Source organism: Candidatus Eremiobacterota bacterium (assembly GCA_031082125.1).
Taxonomy (GTDB): domain Bacteria; phylum Vulcanimicrobiota; class CADAWZ01; order CADAWZ01; family Ess09-12; genus Ess09-12.
Window position 1 is genome coordinate 133,072 of sequence record JAVHLM010000006.1, and the last position, 12,663, is coordinate 145,734.

11 protein-coding genes are annotated in these 12,663 nt (G+C 57.8%); 1 reads left to right on the forward strand and 10 read right to left on the reverse strand.

The annotated features are described in order from the left end of the window. Positions 1 to 3: 3 nt before the first annotated feature. From RDV48_08785 to RDV48_08795, 3 genes are all read right to left on the reverse strand, one after another. Positions 4 to 1,116 carry a trypsin-like peptidase domain-containing protein gene (locus RDV48_08785; protein MDQ7822874.1) on the reverse strand — a complete coding sequence of 371 codons (1,113 nt, stop codon included), beginning with the start codon at positions 1,114 to 1,116 and terminating at the stop codon, positions 4 to 6. Between the two features lie 28 nt (positions 1,117 to 1,144). Further along, positions 1,145 to 2,797, reverse strand: a complete 1,653-nt coding sequence (locus RDV48_08790) for a hypothetical protein (protein ID MDQ7822875.1) — start codon at positions 2,795 to 2,797, stop codon at positions 1,145 to 1,147. An 84-nt stretch (positions 2,798 to 2,881) separates the two neighbouring features. Beyond that, the gene (locus RDV48_08795) at positions 2,882 to 3,988 is read right to left on the reverse strand and encodes a hypothetical protein (GenBank protein ID MDQ7822876.1); all 1,107 of its coding nucleotides are present in this window, start codon (positions 3,986 to 3,988) and stop codon (positions 2,882 to 2,884) included. Between the two features lie 198 nt (positions 3,989 to 4,186). Here RDV48_08795 and RDV48_08800 point away from each other — a divergent pair, with 198 nt between their 5' ends. Continuing rightward, positions 4,187 to 5,380, forward strand: a complete 1,194-nt coding sequence (locus tag RDV48_08800; GenBank protein ID MDQ7822877.1) for an aminotransferase class I/II-fold pyridoxal phosphate-dependent enzyme — start codon at positions 4,187 to 4,189, stop codon at positions 5,378 to 5,380. 8 nt (positions 5,381 to 5,388) lie between these two features. Here the strand turns inward: RDV48_08800 and alr are convergent, their stop codons facing one another. The 7 genes from alr to ndk are packed head-to-tail and all read right to left on the reverse strand — an operon-like array spanning position 5,389 to position 12,633. Then, positions 5,389 to 6,525, reverse strand: coding sequence for an alanine racemase (gene alr, locus RDV48_08805; protein ID MDQ7822878.1), 1,137 nt, complete (start codon positions 6,523 to 6,525; stop codon positions 5,389 to 5,391). Between the two features lie 4 nt (positions 6,526 to 6,529). Beyond that, entirely contained in the window at positions 6,530 to 8,347 is a 1,818-nt protein-coding gene (locus RDV48_08810) for an ATP-binding protein (GenBank protein ID MDQ7822879.1), read from the reverse strand. A gap of 15 nt (positions 8,348 to 8,362) precedes the next feature. Further along, positions 8,363 to 9,130 (reverse strand): response regulator transcription factor, encoded by a 768-nt coding sequence (locus RDV48_08815; protein MDQ7822880.1) that lies wholly within the window; start codon positions 9,128 to 9,130, stop codon positions 8,363 to 8,365. Between the two features lie 3 nt (positions 9,131 to 9,133). After that, entirely contained in the window at positions 9,134 to 10,417 is a 1,284-nt protein-coding gene (locus tag RDV48_08820) for a L,D-transpeptidase family protein (protein ID MDQ7822881.1), read from the reverse strand. After that, complete coding sequence (gene rsmI / locus RDV48_08825) at positions 10,414 to 11,271, reverse strand: 16S rRNA (cytidine(1402)-2'-O)-methyltransferase (protein MDQ7822882.1); 858 nt, start codon at positions 11,269 to 11,271, stop codon at positions 10,414 to 10,416. The genes RDV48_08820 and rsmI overlap by 4 nt, the downstream gene beginning before the upstream one ends. Positions 11,272 to 11,285: 14 nt before the next feature. Continuing rightward, the gene (locus RDV48_08830; protein MDQ7822883.1) at positions 11,286 to 12,170 is read right to left on the reverse strand and encodes a diacylglycerol kinase family lipid kinase; all 885 of its coding nucleotides are present in this window, start codon (positions 12,168 to 12,170) and stop codon (positions 11,286 to 11,288) included. A 16-nt stretch (positions 12,171 to 12,186) separates the two neighbouring features. Then, positions 12,187 to 12,633: a nucleoside-diphosphate kinase gene (gene ndk, locus RDV48_08835; protein ID MDQ7822884.1), complete on the reverse strand. Its 447-nt coding sequence runs from the start codon at positions 12,631 to 12,633 to the stop codon at positions 12,187 to 12,189. Positions 12,634 to 12,663: the final 30 nt, after the last annotated feature.

Genomic DNA, 12,663 nt, shown 5'->3' on the forward strand with positions numbered 1-12,663 from the left:
TGTCTAGGGCGTTTCAGCCATTTTAAGGTTCACCATGCCGCTCCTCCCCATGCGCCACACCTTGAGGGACACAGAATCACCCACTTTAAGGCCTTTCACCAGCTTCCTGAGAGCCTCGGCGTCTTTGAGGGCCGTGCCATTCATCTCGGTGATGATATCCCTGATCTGGAGGCCTGATGCCGCCGCAGGGCTTCCAGGTGCCACTCCGACGATAATGATGCCTTCCTTGAGCGGAAGCCTGTAATACCGTGCGATCTGCTCGTTGAGATCCTGCATCATGATGCCTATATAGGGACGGCTCACCTTGCCATGGGCAATAAGCTGCTCCATGATGTTCTTGACCGTATTGATGGGGATGGCAAAGCCGATCCCCTGGGCGTAGGGAATGATAGCGGTGTTGATGCCGATAACCTCCCCCCTGGTGTTGACGAGAGGGCCTCCCGAGTTCCCTGGATTGATGGCGGCGTCAGTCTGGAGGAGATCCTGGAAGTCCTTGGACTGCTCGGAGATGCTTCTCCCCCTGCCGCTTAAGACCCCCACCGTCACCGTCTGCTGAAACCGGTAAGGGCTCCCGACGGCCACGACACTCTCGCCTATCCTGAGATCATCGGAGTTGCCGAGAACAGCCGCCTTGAGGGCCTTTGCATCAACGACCAGCATGGCAATATCAGAGAGGATATCGGCACCTTTCACCTTTGCTGGGAAGTGCTGCTCATTTGAGAGGGTCACAAGTATCTCGGTGGCGCCATGGACCACATGCTCGTTGGTGAGGATCAGGCCCTCTTCACTGACTATTACGCCGGAGCCGCGCCCTTCGCGGGGCACTACCTGCGAGCGGTTCATGGGAAAGCCGAAAAGATTCCCCAGAGGATCATTCGAGGGGGATACTACTTCAGCAAAAGCCTTGGTGTCTATATAGACGACTGACGGCAGGATTTTATCCACGGCGGCAGTGACTGACGAGCCGCTCTCCAGGTGCGTCACCAATGAGGGGGAGGGGAGCGGGGAAGGCGCCGCAGGGGCTCCCGGCATCCTTGCGAAGAGATGAAGATAGGCAATGACAAGAAGGGCCCCCACAAGGGCGCCTGCAAAGCCTGCAACAAAAGTTCTGTTCATACTGGTTCCTCCTTGGATGTGAAAGGATCTACCCTTTTGAGGTCTGTGACGGGGACGCCTGAAAGCGCTTGGCGCTGAGGGACCGGTGGTACTTCGCCTTGAGCTCCCGGTAGGAGGTCTCGTTTATTTCGCCGAGAATGAAGCGCTCTTCAAGAGACTCAAGGAGTTTTTGTATCTTCTCGCGCTCCTTCTCCTCTTCAGAGGAGGGTGACTCCTGCTCCCCGGCCTTCTGAGGCGCTGCAGATGCGGCAGGGGAGGCCGCCTGGAGCGATGGCTGCTTGTCCTGGAGCTCTATCATCCGCTCAATGGCCTGCTTTTTCTCCTGGTACGCCTTGTCGTCAACTATTCCCATCACAAGGTGGAGCTTGAGGGTCTCCAGCATCTGGAAAAGCTCGGTCTTGTCAGGAATCTTGACCACCGGAAGGGAGGTTGCGCCGGCCTCTTCCTCAGCCGGTTCCTCGGCAGGCTCAGGAGCCTGAGGCGGGGAAGAGGTATCCTCAAGGGTGATAAACTCATCGCGGGAAGGTTTTACAGGTTCTCTCTCTAAAAAAAACTCTATTGCCGAAGGCCTTTTCAATGAATGGGGCCTCTCGGGAGCTTCCCTGAGGGGGGAAGTCGAGGGAACCTCATATTTAACCGGCTGCTCAACAGGAGCCTGCTCCTCGGCCTGCTTCTTCCTCATCACCAGCTCAAAGCGCCTTATCTCGGTAATGAGGGTGCTCATGTCGGTGATGAAGTGATAGAGCTGATCATCTTTCAGATAGAGAAGGCTCATGGTGTCCCTCGCATTGAAGAGAAGGGCATATTCCACCTTGTGCTGTTCAAATATGGAGAGGTTATTAGTGATAAGTTCTCTGTCATCAAGGGATTTTACTATGAAGGCGGGGGGGCGGTGCACATGAAAGGCCACAAAGCTCCTTCCCAGGTGAAGAATCTCCGCATCGGTCGGCCGTTGAATATTATAGCTGTTCGCATCCTTCGTGACCACAAGAATGTTTTCCACACCGCGCTTTGAAGCCTCAAGGAGGGCGGTGCCCTCGTTGTTAACCCTGATTGACCGCACCTCGGTATCCTGCAGCTCGAAGCTCCTCACCGTTTTAAAGCTCTGCGTGTCGATAATCGAGTACTTGACGCTTACGCCCGAAGGGATCTTCCTGGGATTCCCCAGGACCAGGTAATTGAAATCCCTGGAAATGCTCCACTTCACGTATTTTTCCATGGAGAGGGGGTGCACCATTTTATGAAGCGTGTGGGCCGACTCAGAGGGGATATCATAGAAGATGAGCTCGAACTCCTTGAGTCCCTTTTCCGTGGGAGCCGAGGAAAGGGCCCCGAAGAGCTTCTCGGTGACCTTGCTCTTGCCGGAGACCCTCATGTACACAAAGGAAGAGCCCTCGTCGTTATAAAAAATATCGGAAAGCACCGACTCCGTCTTCTGAAAGACCGAGGTCTGAAGCTTTTTCAGCGCTTCAGCCCTCACGCGCTCGCCGGGCCTGAAAAGATAGACGCCCTCCTTGAACCACATGGCCACGCAGGAATTGGAGCCCACTCCAAGCACCTCGAAGTCGGTGTGAATGAGATCAGTGCTCCACATGACCTTATCTTCATGATAGAGGGTGACATGCTTGTCCTGCACGGTGAGAAAATAACGGGCGTTGCTGCTTCCATAAAAACGGATCATAGACAGGTCATTCCTCCACGTCACATCAAGAAAGATTATACCAAAAAAATTCCGCGAGGACAACTCGTCCCTGCCGGGCTCTCTTCACTTCCCGGCTTTCCGCGGCGGGGCCTCCTCCTTTCGGTCTTTCACTTTTTCCTTCAGTTCTTTGATGTACTCCTCAGCCTCCAGGCAGGCGAATTGCTCCGCAGGAAGGTTCTGCGTCTGCACATCCCTTATGCTCATCAGAGTATCCAGGGCATCCTGGTTGCTTCCCTCGCTGCGAAGGAGAAGGCCTCTGAAATAAAGATCCACCGCGGGATTCCCCGACATCGCCTCGTCAAGCACGCCCTTGTAGAGCCTCTGCGCCTCGGCACTCTCCCCCCGGGCTTCAAGGAGCTTTGAGACCACAAGCGCCGCCGAGATATCCTGAGGGTTCTCCCTGTAGTACCTCTTCATCATGCGCAGGACGGGCTCCTGGTTCTTCTCCTGGTAGAGCCAGGGGGCAAGGACCATCCACTGCGAGAGGTCAAAGCGGACCTTGAGTGCCTCCTCAAGGGAGGAAAGGGCCGATCGGTCATCGCCGAGAGAGAATGAGCAGTACGCCATCTTTACGTACATTTCATCACGCTTTTCCCTTCTGAGCTTCATCTCGCGCCTGAGAACCCCCAGCGCCCCGTCGCACTTGCCCTTTTTTATCAGGCCATTGGACTCCTGAATGAGCTCCATGATCTCCCTCATATGGCCCTCCTCATAGACACAGACAAGGGGATCGGAAGCCTTCTCCGAGAAAAAGCCCAGGTCGGAGACAATCTGGGGAGTATCGGGAGGACCGAGATGGTTGGTGCCCTGGCAGGCGAGAAAATACATCGGCGGCAGGGTGATGGCGTAATAGGACGCCTTGTATGTGTTACGGCGGGCCTGAGGGCAGAGAGGGAATTCCTTGAGATAACGGGGAACGAGCCTGTCAAGCTTATCGGGGTAAAGACCCCTGTGATCGCGGGCATATTCCTGGAGAGCTTTCTCTATAATGCAGAGGGAGTGGTAACACTGGGAATAATTCCTCTGGATCTCCTGCTCGCGCCTGTGGCGGAAATGGCCCCAGACGATCCTCCCGACCACTGCAAGAATGAGGACTACGGTGATTATCACAATGATGCTGGTGCTCCCCAGGGTTTTTCTCCTGGAGGGAGCCTCGGGAGTGAGGGCCATAGGCTGAGTTCCTTCCCTGCACCTGCCTGTGAGCCCCTGGCAGGTGCCTAAATAGATACCATATTATATGAAACTGAAATTATACCTTCTTTTCCCTGAGGTGACAGGAATGGCAGCCGCGCGGCAGGAGAAGGAGAAGCGGTGGAGAAAAGGGGAATTTGTTGTGCCCGAGGTATTTTTCCCTCAAGGAGGTTTCCCATGCACATCACGCCATCGCAGAGGGCGAGCAAAGTGACTTATGCCATAAGAAACATCGTCCATGAGGCCAAGAAGGTCGAGGCCCTTGGAAAGAAAGTCATCTACTGCAATATCGGCGATCCCAACAAGTTTGACTTCCGTACCCCACCTGCCATGATTGAGGCTGTCCACCAGGCGATGCTGAAGGGCGAGAACGGCTATGCCCCCTCAAGCGGCATCCAGGAAGCCCGCGAGGCGGTGGCGCGGCACGCCAGGGAGCATAACGGCATCGACACCAATCCCGAAATGGTTTTCATCACCGCCGGGGCAAGCGAAGCTATAGAGATTGCCCTCACAGCACTTCTTGACGTGGGAGACGATGTCCTCACCCCTGCGCCGGGCTATCCTCTTTACCATGCCGTGGTCACCAAGATCGGCGCCCGCCTCAACCCTTACTACCTTGACGAGGCCCGGGGATGGCTCCCCGATCTGGAGGACATCAAGGCAAAGATCACTCCGCGCACCAAGGGCATTGTCATCATCAACCCCAACAACCCCACGGGGGCCGTGTACGACAGGGAGACGCTGCTCAGCATCATAGAAATTGCGAGATCCCGCAGGCTCATCATCTTCGCCGACGAGATATATGACAAGCTCATCTTTGACAAATCCCATATCTCCCTCGCCTCCCTCTGCGATGACGTACCGGTCATCACGCTGAACGGCCTCTCCAAGTCTTACCTCGCGCCGGGATGGAGAACGGGGTGGATGATCATCAAGAACCTGAAGGCCACCGATGAATACTTTCTCACCATCAGGAAGCTCCTTGATGCCCGCCTCTGCAGCGTGGGCCCCCAGCAGTTCGCCATCAAGGCCGCCCTCGAAGGCTCCCAGGACCACATCAGGGAGACCCTCGCAAAGCTCCGGGAGAGGCGGGACCTGATCCACTCGCGGCTGAACTCCATCGGGGGCATTAGCTGCGTGAAGCCCGAGTCAGCCTTTTATGCCATGCCGCGCCTGGATTCGGAGCGCTTTGCCACCGACGAGGACTTTGTACTGGAGCTTGTGAGGGAGACAGGGGTTCTCTTCGTCCATGGCTCAGGCTTCGAGATAAAGCCGGGGAAAAAGTATTTCCGCGTGGTCTATCTTCCCCAGACAGCCCTCCTCAAAGAGGCCCTTGACCTTCTCGAGCACTTCATGAAAAAGAAGGGCTAGACTTTTGTCTAGATTATCATCCTGGGGAGCAGGGGATTGATTCTTGTCGTCACCTCGTAGTTGATGGTACCGATGAGCTCCGCCATGGCATCGGCGCTTATGGAGGCGCTCTTGCGGGTGCCCAGCAGAATCACCTCGTCTTCTACTGAGGCACCGGGAATATGGGTGATATCGGCCATGCACATGTTCATGCATATCCTTCCCACCAGAGGCGCCTCCTTGCCCCTGATGATCACCGATCCCCTGGAGGAGAGCTTCCTGTCGTAGCCGTCGGCATAGCCCACGGGAAGAACCGCAATCCTGGCAGGGCGCGTCACTCGGTATGACCTGCCGTAGCCCACGGTATCGCCGGGCTTCACTTTTTTAATCTGGATGATTCTGGACTTCCATGTAAGAACAGGCTTGAGATTCAGGACATGCTTCTCGGTCTCCAGGGCAGTGATGAGCGTCTCCTTTGAGGGCCACATCCCGTAAAGTCCTATGCCCACCCGGACCATTTCAAAATGGGTGCCGGGGAACAGGAGCGTTGCCGCCGTGCATGCCGTATGGCGCAGCACTTTTCCCTGGTTCATGAAGGGTGCCGCCATTTTCTGAAAAAGGGCAAGCTGTGAGCGGGCGAACTCGTGGTGAAGGGTGTCCTCTATGTTGGCAAAGTGGGTGAAGAGCCCTTCCACTTCAATGCCGGGAGTGCTCCCGATGAGGCTTTTTACCAGGGGTAGCTCTGAAAGCTTGAAGCCGAGCCTGTGAAGGCCCGTGTCCAGCTTAAGATGGATACGGGCCTTCATCGTGCCTGCCAGGGGCAGAAGGGCTTCAAGGGTCTCCCTTGAGGCAACGGCAAAAGAGAGATCGAGGGCCGCCGCATGGAGAAGGAGCGAAAAGGGGATATATCCCATCACCAGGACGGGGCTCTTCACCCCCCACTCCCTGAGGGCCTTCCCCTCCTCGAAGGAGAATACGCCAAGTGAGTCTGCGCCTGAGGCGAGGGCTATCTCAGAGACAGGTCGCATGCCATGGCCGTAAGCATTTGACTTCACGATCACCATGAGCTTTCTCTCTTTTCCCACAAGGCGCCTGAAGAGCCTCACGTTGTGCTCCAGGGACCTCTTGTCAATCTCAACCCAGTTGAGTGTCTCCGTTCTGTCCATGATTCTACTTGCTCCTCTCTTCGTGCTCCGGGGCAAGGGGAAGGGTGAACGAGAAGGCGCATCCCTCGCCGGGGGCGCCGCTCACCCAGATTTTTCCCCCCAGCGTCTCAATGATCTGCCGCGCAATGGCAAGCCCGAGGCCTGAGCCGCCGTGGTCGCGGGAACGGGCCTTGTCAACGCGGTAAAAGCGCTCAAAGACCCTCTGCTCTTCTTCAGGAGAGAGGCCCGGCCCCCTGTCCTTCACCTCCACCTTCCCGAAGGCTCCCTCCGGGGTGAGGAATATGTCAACCTGCGAACCCCGGGGCGAGTATCTGAGAGCGTTATCTATGATATTGATAAGGACCTGTTCTACCCTGTCGGAGTTTCCCATGACCTTGAAGGGGCTCGAGGCTTGCACCGCAATGCTGACCCTGAGGGCCTGAGCCTGCGGTGAGAGCTTTTCCACCACGCCCCTCACAAGCCCTGCAGGGTCAATGACCTGAATCTCCATTTTCACCAGGCCCGACTCCATCTTGGAGAGATCAAGAAGGCTCTTCACCAGGCGAGTGAGGCGGTCGACCTCGTGGTTGATGGAGGTAAGAAAGCTCTCGGCACGGCCGTGATCCTCAAGGGCGCCGTCAAGGAGGAGCTCGGCAAAGCCCTTGATGGAGGCAAGGGGTGTCTTGAGCTCATGGGAGACATTGGAGACGAACTCCGTCTTCATCTCGTCAAGCCTCTGGAGCTCCGTGATGTCATGGAGCACCATCACAAGGCCCAGGGACTCTCCGCGCTCGCGCCCCAGGGAGGAGTAGCTCACCTCCACAACCCTCTGGCGGGCAAAGCCCTTGAGGACCTCGGCGCCTTCCGGGCCATGCAGCGCCGCCTCTTTCACTATTCTTCCCAGCTCCATGAAGGGTGAAACGGCACTCTCCAGGAGCTCCCTCACGCGCCCGAGGTCAAAGACGCCAAGGAGCAGGCAGGCTGCCCTGTTCACCATCATGATCCGGCCCTGGCCGTCAAATACAAGCACCCCGTCAGCCATAGTGGAGATGACGGCCTGGAACTTGTTTTTCTCTCCCACCAGCTCTCCCAGGGTAATCCTGAGCTTCTCGCGCATATAATCAAAGCGCCTCGCAAGCTCACCTATCTCGTCCTGGCGGCTTCCCGATATCCTGTAGGTGAGATCTCCCTCGGCAATCCGACCCGCCGCCGCCGTGATCTCCCTGAGAGGCCCGGCGATGTAAGCCGAAAGGGCAATGCTCAGCAGGGCCAGGGCCATCACGGCGAGGATAATGCCGGCGCCGTACTCCTTTTCTATGCTTCCCATAAGCTCCTTGACGTACACAAGAGACCGTGTCATGACCACCGCGCCGGCTATCTCCTTCCCGCCCGGTGTGCCTTTCATGATGGTGACGGGATAGGCGACCAGCATAAGGGAAGAAGTGCCCAGCGCCGAGGAAGGAACAATCGAGATGCGCTCTTCTCCCTTGAGGGCCCTGGCGAGATCGGGGGAATCGTCGGGCATGGCATGGATTCCCTGGCCTGTATCCATGAGAATATGGCCCTGCCGGTCAATGATGCGCACCCTGCCGGCCGACTGCCATGCAAGGCGCTCCGTGGCCATCTTCATGAGGCGCTGCTCCCTCATGGAGAGCGACTTCTCGATAAAATAGGGCTCCCAGAACCGCGCGATCACCCTGGCGTTGGAGCTGAGCGTTGACTCAAGAGTGCTGATAAAGTGGCTCTCCAGGGACTTGAGAAGGAGGAAGCCGATTATCCCCATGGAAAAGAGGATCACCAGCAGGTAGGAAAAGATGAGCTGCCAGATAATCTTGCGGAACATAGCTTCCTTTGGCTGTCAGGATTTTGGGGGGCTTCCGGGATCCTGAAACATGTATCCTACGCCTCGGTGAGTGACGATCAAGCGAGGGTTGGCCGCATCGCGCTCGATCTTTTCACGGAGCCTCGCCACCGTCACATTCACTATCTTCGCATCACCGTAATAGTCATAGCCCCAGATGTGGTCAAGGAGCGTCTCCCTGGTAATCACCTTTTCCTTGTTCTCAACAAGGAACTGGAGAAGATCAAACTCCCGCGGCGTGAGGTCCACCCTGGCGCCGCCGCTTGTCACTTCCCTCCTGTTGAAGTTGATCGTGAGGGAGCCCGAGCGGTATTCGCCGGAGGGCGGGGAAGGGACTTCCATATGGCGGATCCGCGCCGACCTGCGCAGGTGAGCGCGCACGCGGGCAACAAGCTCCCTGGGACTGAAGGGCTTCGTGAGGTAATCATCGGCACCCAGCTCCAGGCCCAGCACCTTGTCTATCTCCTCATCCTTTGCCGTAAGCATGATAATCGGCATGCCCATCTCCGTGGAAAGCTGCTTGCACACCTGGTAGCCGTCTATCACGGGGAGCATCACGTCCAGCACCATGAGATCGGGCTTGAGGGCCCGGGCTTTTTCGATGGCCTCTCTGCCGTCATAGGCCTCGGCCACGTCAAATCCCGCCTTCTCCAGGCTGTACTTGATTATCTCCACCATGTTCCTTTCATCATCCACCACAAGGATTCTGTGGACCCCGGCGGGCGCCTGATCAATTCCCTCCATCGTGCCCTCGCTTCCTGGCATTGTTCAGAACCGCTCTTCTACGCGGCGCACCCTCTCCTCGTAGTCCCTTGCACTATCCTGCTCCCTGGAAGAAGGCCTCTTCGGGGCCCTGGGTGTCGCGCCGGTAATGGAAATGGTCCTTGCCGCAGGATCATAGATCGAGAGCAGCCCAAGGCCCTCCACGACCTCCCTGAGGGGAAGAAGGGTCCTTCCTTTCCAGGCAAGCACCGCCCTGCCCTCAGAAGCTCCCTCACTGCGGAGTGGAAGCTCAAATTTTCTGTCATTTCTCGTGATCTGGTAAACCCCTCTGGCCTCATCGGCCTCGATCTGCCCCCCCAGGGGCCCCAATACATCGCTTGTGCAATAGATTTTTCCCTCCCTCATGACGAGGGGGAGTGAGAGCCTGAGAGGCTGCTCATTGATCCTGAGGGCCACGTCAATCCCGAGGAGGGGGACAGGAAGGCCTTTTTTCGAGGCAAGAGCGGCCTGGGCAGGGGCATGGTCCACCATGCCCTCGAGCTCGAACTTTCTGAGCCTGGCCTCAAGGGCCTCCTTCATATCTGGTACAGTGCCGTACACGTCGGGATAGCAGGAAAGGTAGATTATGCCTGTCTCGGGGTGCTGCCCCAGCAGCAAGGGCTCATAGATTATCTTGACGGCCATGCCTTCCTTGACGCGGTCATAGAGCTCATGGACATCGCGGGGATTCATCCTGAGGCACCCATGGGAGGTGGCCATTCCCACCGTGAGAGGCACATTGGTGGCATGGATGCCATAACCAGGTATGGTGAGGCCAATCCACCGGTCTCCCAGGGGATTGTCGGGTCCCGGCGCCACGGGGTCCTCCTTGTCGGCCCACTCGGGGGGAAGCCATGTGGGATTTTTGGCCTTGTTGGCAATCTTCACGTCGCCGACGGGAGTCTTCCATTTCCCCGGGGCTCCGATGGCCACGGGGAACCATCCCGCAAGCTTCCTGTTCTCAAAAAGGTAGAGCATCCGCTCGGGAAGGTTCAGCACGATGCCGTTGTCAAGATAAGCGGGGACAATTCTCATCGAGGGCACCGTGAGGACCGTGCCGGGCGCCACCTCAAGGGTGCTTATTCCGTTGGCCATCATGAGATGGTCAATGGCCACGTGGTACTTGAGCCCTATGGTATAGAGGTTCTCGCCGGGTGCGACAGTATGCTTCTTTATCGTTCCCGCCATGGGCAGAAAGGGGGCCTCCTCAGCCCGGGCCGTCACAGGCCCAGAGAGCAGGAGAGCAAGAAGCACTGCGAGGGAATAAAGAGATCTCATCGGTGTTCTCATTTCTTGCTCCTGAGCTGCAATCCCTTTTCATAGACCGATCTCCGCGAAAGCCCGAAGCGCCGGGCTACCAAATCCCGGGCTTCCCTGAGGGTGACGCCCTCTCTCATAAGGCCTGCGAGGTACTCCTCAGGCGCCATGAGGGCTTCGGAGCTGCTGCTGCTTTCACCCTGCCGGGGCGCAGCCCCCCCCTTTATGACAAGGGTTATCTCCCCCTTCACCACACGGCCCGCCATCAGGGCTCCAAGCTCGGCGGGAGTGCCCCAGAGCCTTTCTTCGAATTTCTTGGTGAGCTCCCTGCCAAGAAAGGCCTCCCTGTCAGGAATGATCCCGGCAAGCTCGCCAAGCATTTTCACGATCCGGTGGGGCGCCTCAAAGATGACGGCCGTGCGGCATTCCGCGGCAAGAGCCTCCAGGACCTCCCTCCGTTTCCTGGTCTTTCTGGGAAGAAAGCCGAGAAAAAGAAAGGAATCGGCGGGATACCCCGAGAGGGCCAGGGCCGCGAGAAGCGATGAGGGCCCGGGAATGACCTCGACGGCGAGCCCTTCGCGGCGGGCCTGCGCCACAAGGGAGGGCCCGGGGTCTGCCACACCGGGCATCCCGGCATCAGAGACAAGGGCCACCTTTTTTCCTTCCCTCAGAGCCGAGAGAATGGCCGGGGCAAGCTCCTCATGGCCCTCTTCGCGGTAGCTGATAAGGGACTTCCTGATGCCGAAATGCGAGAGAAGCCCCAGGGTGCGGCCCCTGTTCTCGCAGGCCACAAGGTCAGCTTCCTTAAGAACCCTCAGGGCCCTCAGGGTGATGTCTTCCAGGTTCCCTATGGGAGTCGCGCAGAGAAAGAGCGTCCCCGGGGCCATAGGTTCTCCCCCTTTCAGAATTTTACCGAGAGCGCCGCGGGAATAACGGAAATCTCGGCAGGAGTCCATCCGACAAGCTCGCCGTCGGCTTCCACCATCACCCTGGGCCGGGCCTTGATGGTTATCTTCTTCCCCCTGAAATACCGTATCTCCGGGAGCTTCAGGTGCATCCCCAGGAAAGCCACCATCACCTGGAAGATGATGCCCAGGTACGTGGTCTTGGGGAACACGCAGACATCCAGAAGGCCGTCATCTACAGAAGCCTTTGGCGTGACTTTCACCTTCCACCCGTAAGAGGGGATATTCCCGATGATGATGAGCCAGAAATGGGTCACCAGCGTCTCCTCGTCAATGTGAAGGGTGGCCTTCGGCGAGGCTTTCCGGTATTTCCAGGCCATCCTGAGGCCCGTGAGAAAAAAGGCCAGGCTCCCGAGCTGCGCCTTGAGCCGGGAGGGGACCTCCGATACTGCCTGGGCATCGAGTCCCACGCCTGCGAAGGAGAGAAAGAAGCGGTCCTTGACTTTCCCCACGTCAACGCGGCGGACGGCTGCCTCCTCGATAAACTCGCAGGCCCTGCCGACATCAAAAGGTATTCCCATTTCCTTGGCAAGCACATTCTCCGTGCCCAGCGGGACAAGAGAAAAGATCACCTTGGAGCCTACCAGGCCGTTCACCACCTCGTTCACGGTGCCATCACCGCCTGCGGCGATAACCATGTCAAAACCCCGCGTCACCGCGCTCTCTGCGGCTCTGGTGGCATCGCCCCGGGCCTGTGTCTCCTCCACCTCCACCTGGTGGCCATGGGACTGAAAACTGGCCTGGATCACCCGGGCGGGCGGAAGAGCGGCCCTCTTCCAGTCCTGCCCTGCAGCAGGGTTTATGATAAGGAGTATGCGCATCGGGAGCCTGCCCTCTCTATATCCACTGCGATGCCACAGGGCTATGGTCCTGCAGTTCCTCCCCGCTGAAAAATATGGGTATCTCCCTCTGGGCGCTTTCAGGGGAGTCGGAGCCATGGACGCAGTTCCTGTCCACACGCTGCCCGAAGTCTCCCCTGATGCTCCCCGGGGCGGCATCGCGAGGATTGGTGGCGCCCATGAGGGCCCTCACCTCGCTGATGACGTCAAAGCCCCTGAGCACCATCGCTACTATGGGGCCCGAGGTCATATACTGGACGGTGGGCTCGTAAAAGCCCTTGCCCTTGTGGGGGGCATAGAGGGTTTCCGCCTGGGCTCTCGTCATCGTGAGAAGCTTGAGGGCGGCGACCACCAGGCCTTTCTGCTCTATTCTCCCCGTGATGGCCCCGATAAGGCCGCGTCCCACGGCATCGGGCTTGATAAGCAAAAGGGTTCTCTCTTTCATGGTATCCTCCTCGCGTGCAGTAGAAAACCT

Coding starts and splice junctions, on each gene's coding strand:
- alr (MDQ7822878.1), bottom strand. CDS start 6,525: ATGGACAGAACGGAGACACTCAACTGGGTTGAGATTGACAAGAGGTCC.
- RDV48_08800 (MDQ7822877.1), top strand. CDS start 4,187: ATGCACATCACGCCATCGCAGAGGGCGAGCAAAGTGACTTATGCCATA.
- RDV48_08820 (MDQ7822881.1), bottom strand. CDS start 10,417: ATGAGAACACCGATGAGATCTCTTTATTCCCTCGCAGTGCTTCTTGCT.
- RDV48_08830 (MDQ7822883.1), bottom strand. CDS start 12,170: ATGCGCATACTCCTTATCATAAACCCTGCTGCAGGGCAGGACTGGAAG.
- RDV48_08795 (MDQ7822876.1), bottom strand. CDS start 3,988: ATGGCCCTCACTCCCGAGGCTCCCTCCAGGAGAAAAACCCTGGGGAGC.
- RDV48_08790 (MDQ7822875.1), bottom strand. CDS start 2,797: ATGATCCGTTTTTATGGAAGCAGCAACGCCCGTTATTTTCTCACCGTG.
- ndk (MDQ7822884.1), bottom strand. CDS start 12,633: ATGAAAGAGAGAACCCTTTTGCTTATCAAGCCCGATGCCGTGGGACGC.
- RDV48_08815 (MDQ7822880.1), bottom strand. CDS start 9,130: ATGCCAGGAAGCGAGGGCACGATGGAGGGAATTGATCAGGCGCCCGCC.
- rsmI (MDQ7822882.1), bottom strand. CDS start 11,271: ATGGCCCCGGGGACGCTCTTTCTCTGCGCGACTCCCATAGGGAACCTG.
- RDV48_08810 (MDQ7822879.1), bottom strand. CDS start 8,347: ATGTTCCGCAAGATTATCTGGCAGCTCATCTTTTCCTACCTGCTGGTG.
- RDV48_08785 (MDQ7822874.1), bottom strand. CDS start 1,116: ATGAACAGAACTTTTGTTGCAGGCTTTGCAGGCGCCCTTGTGGGGGCC.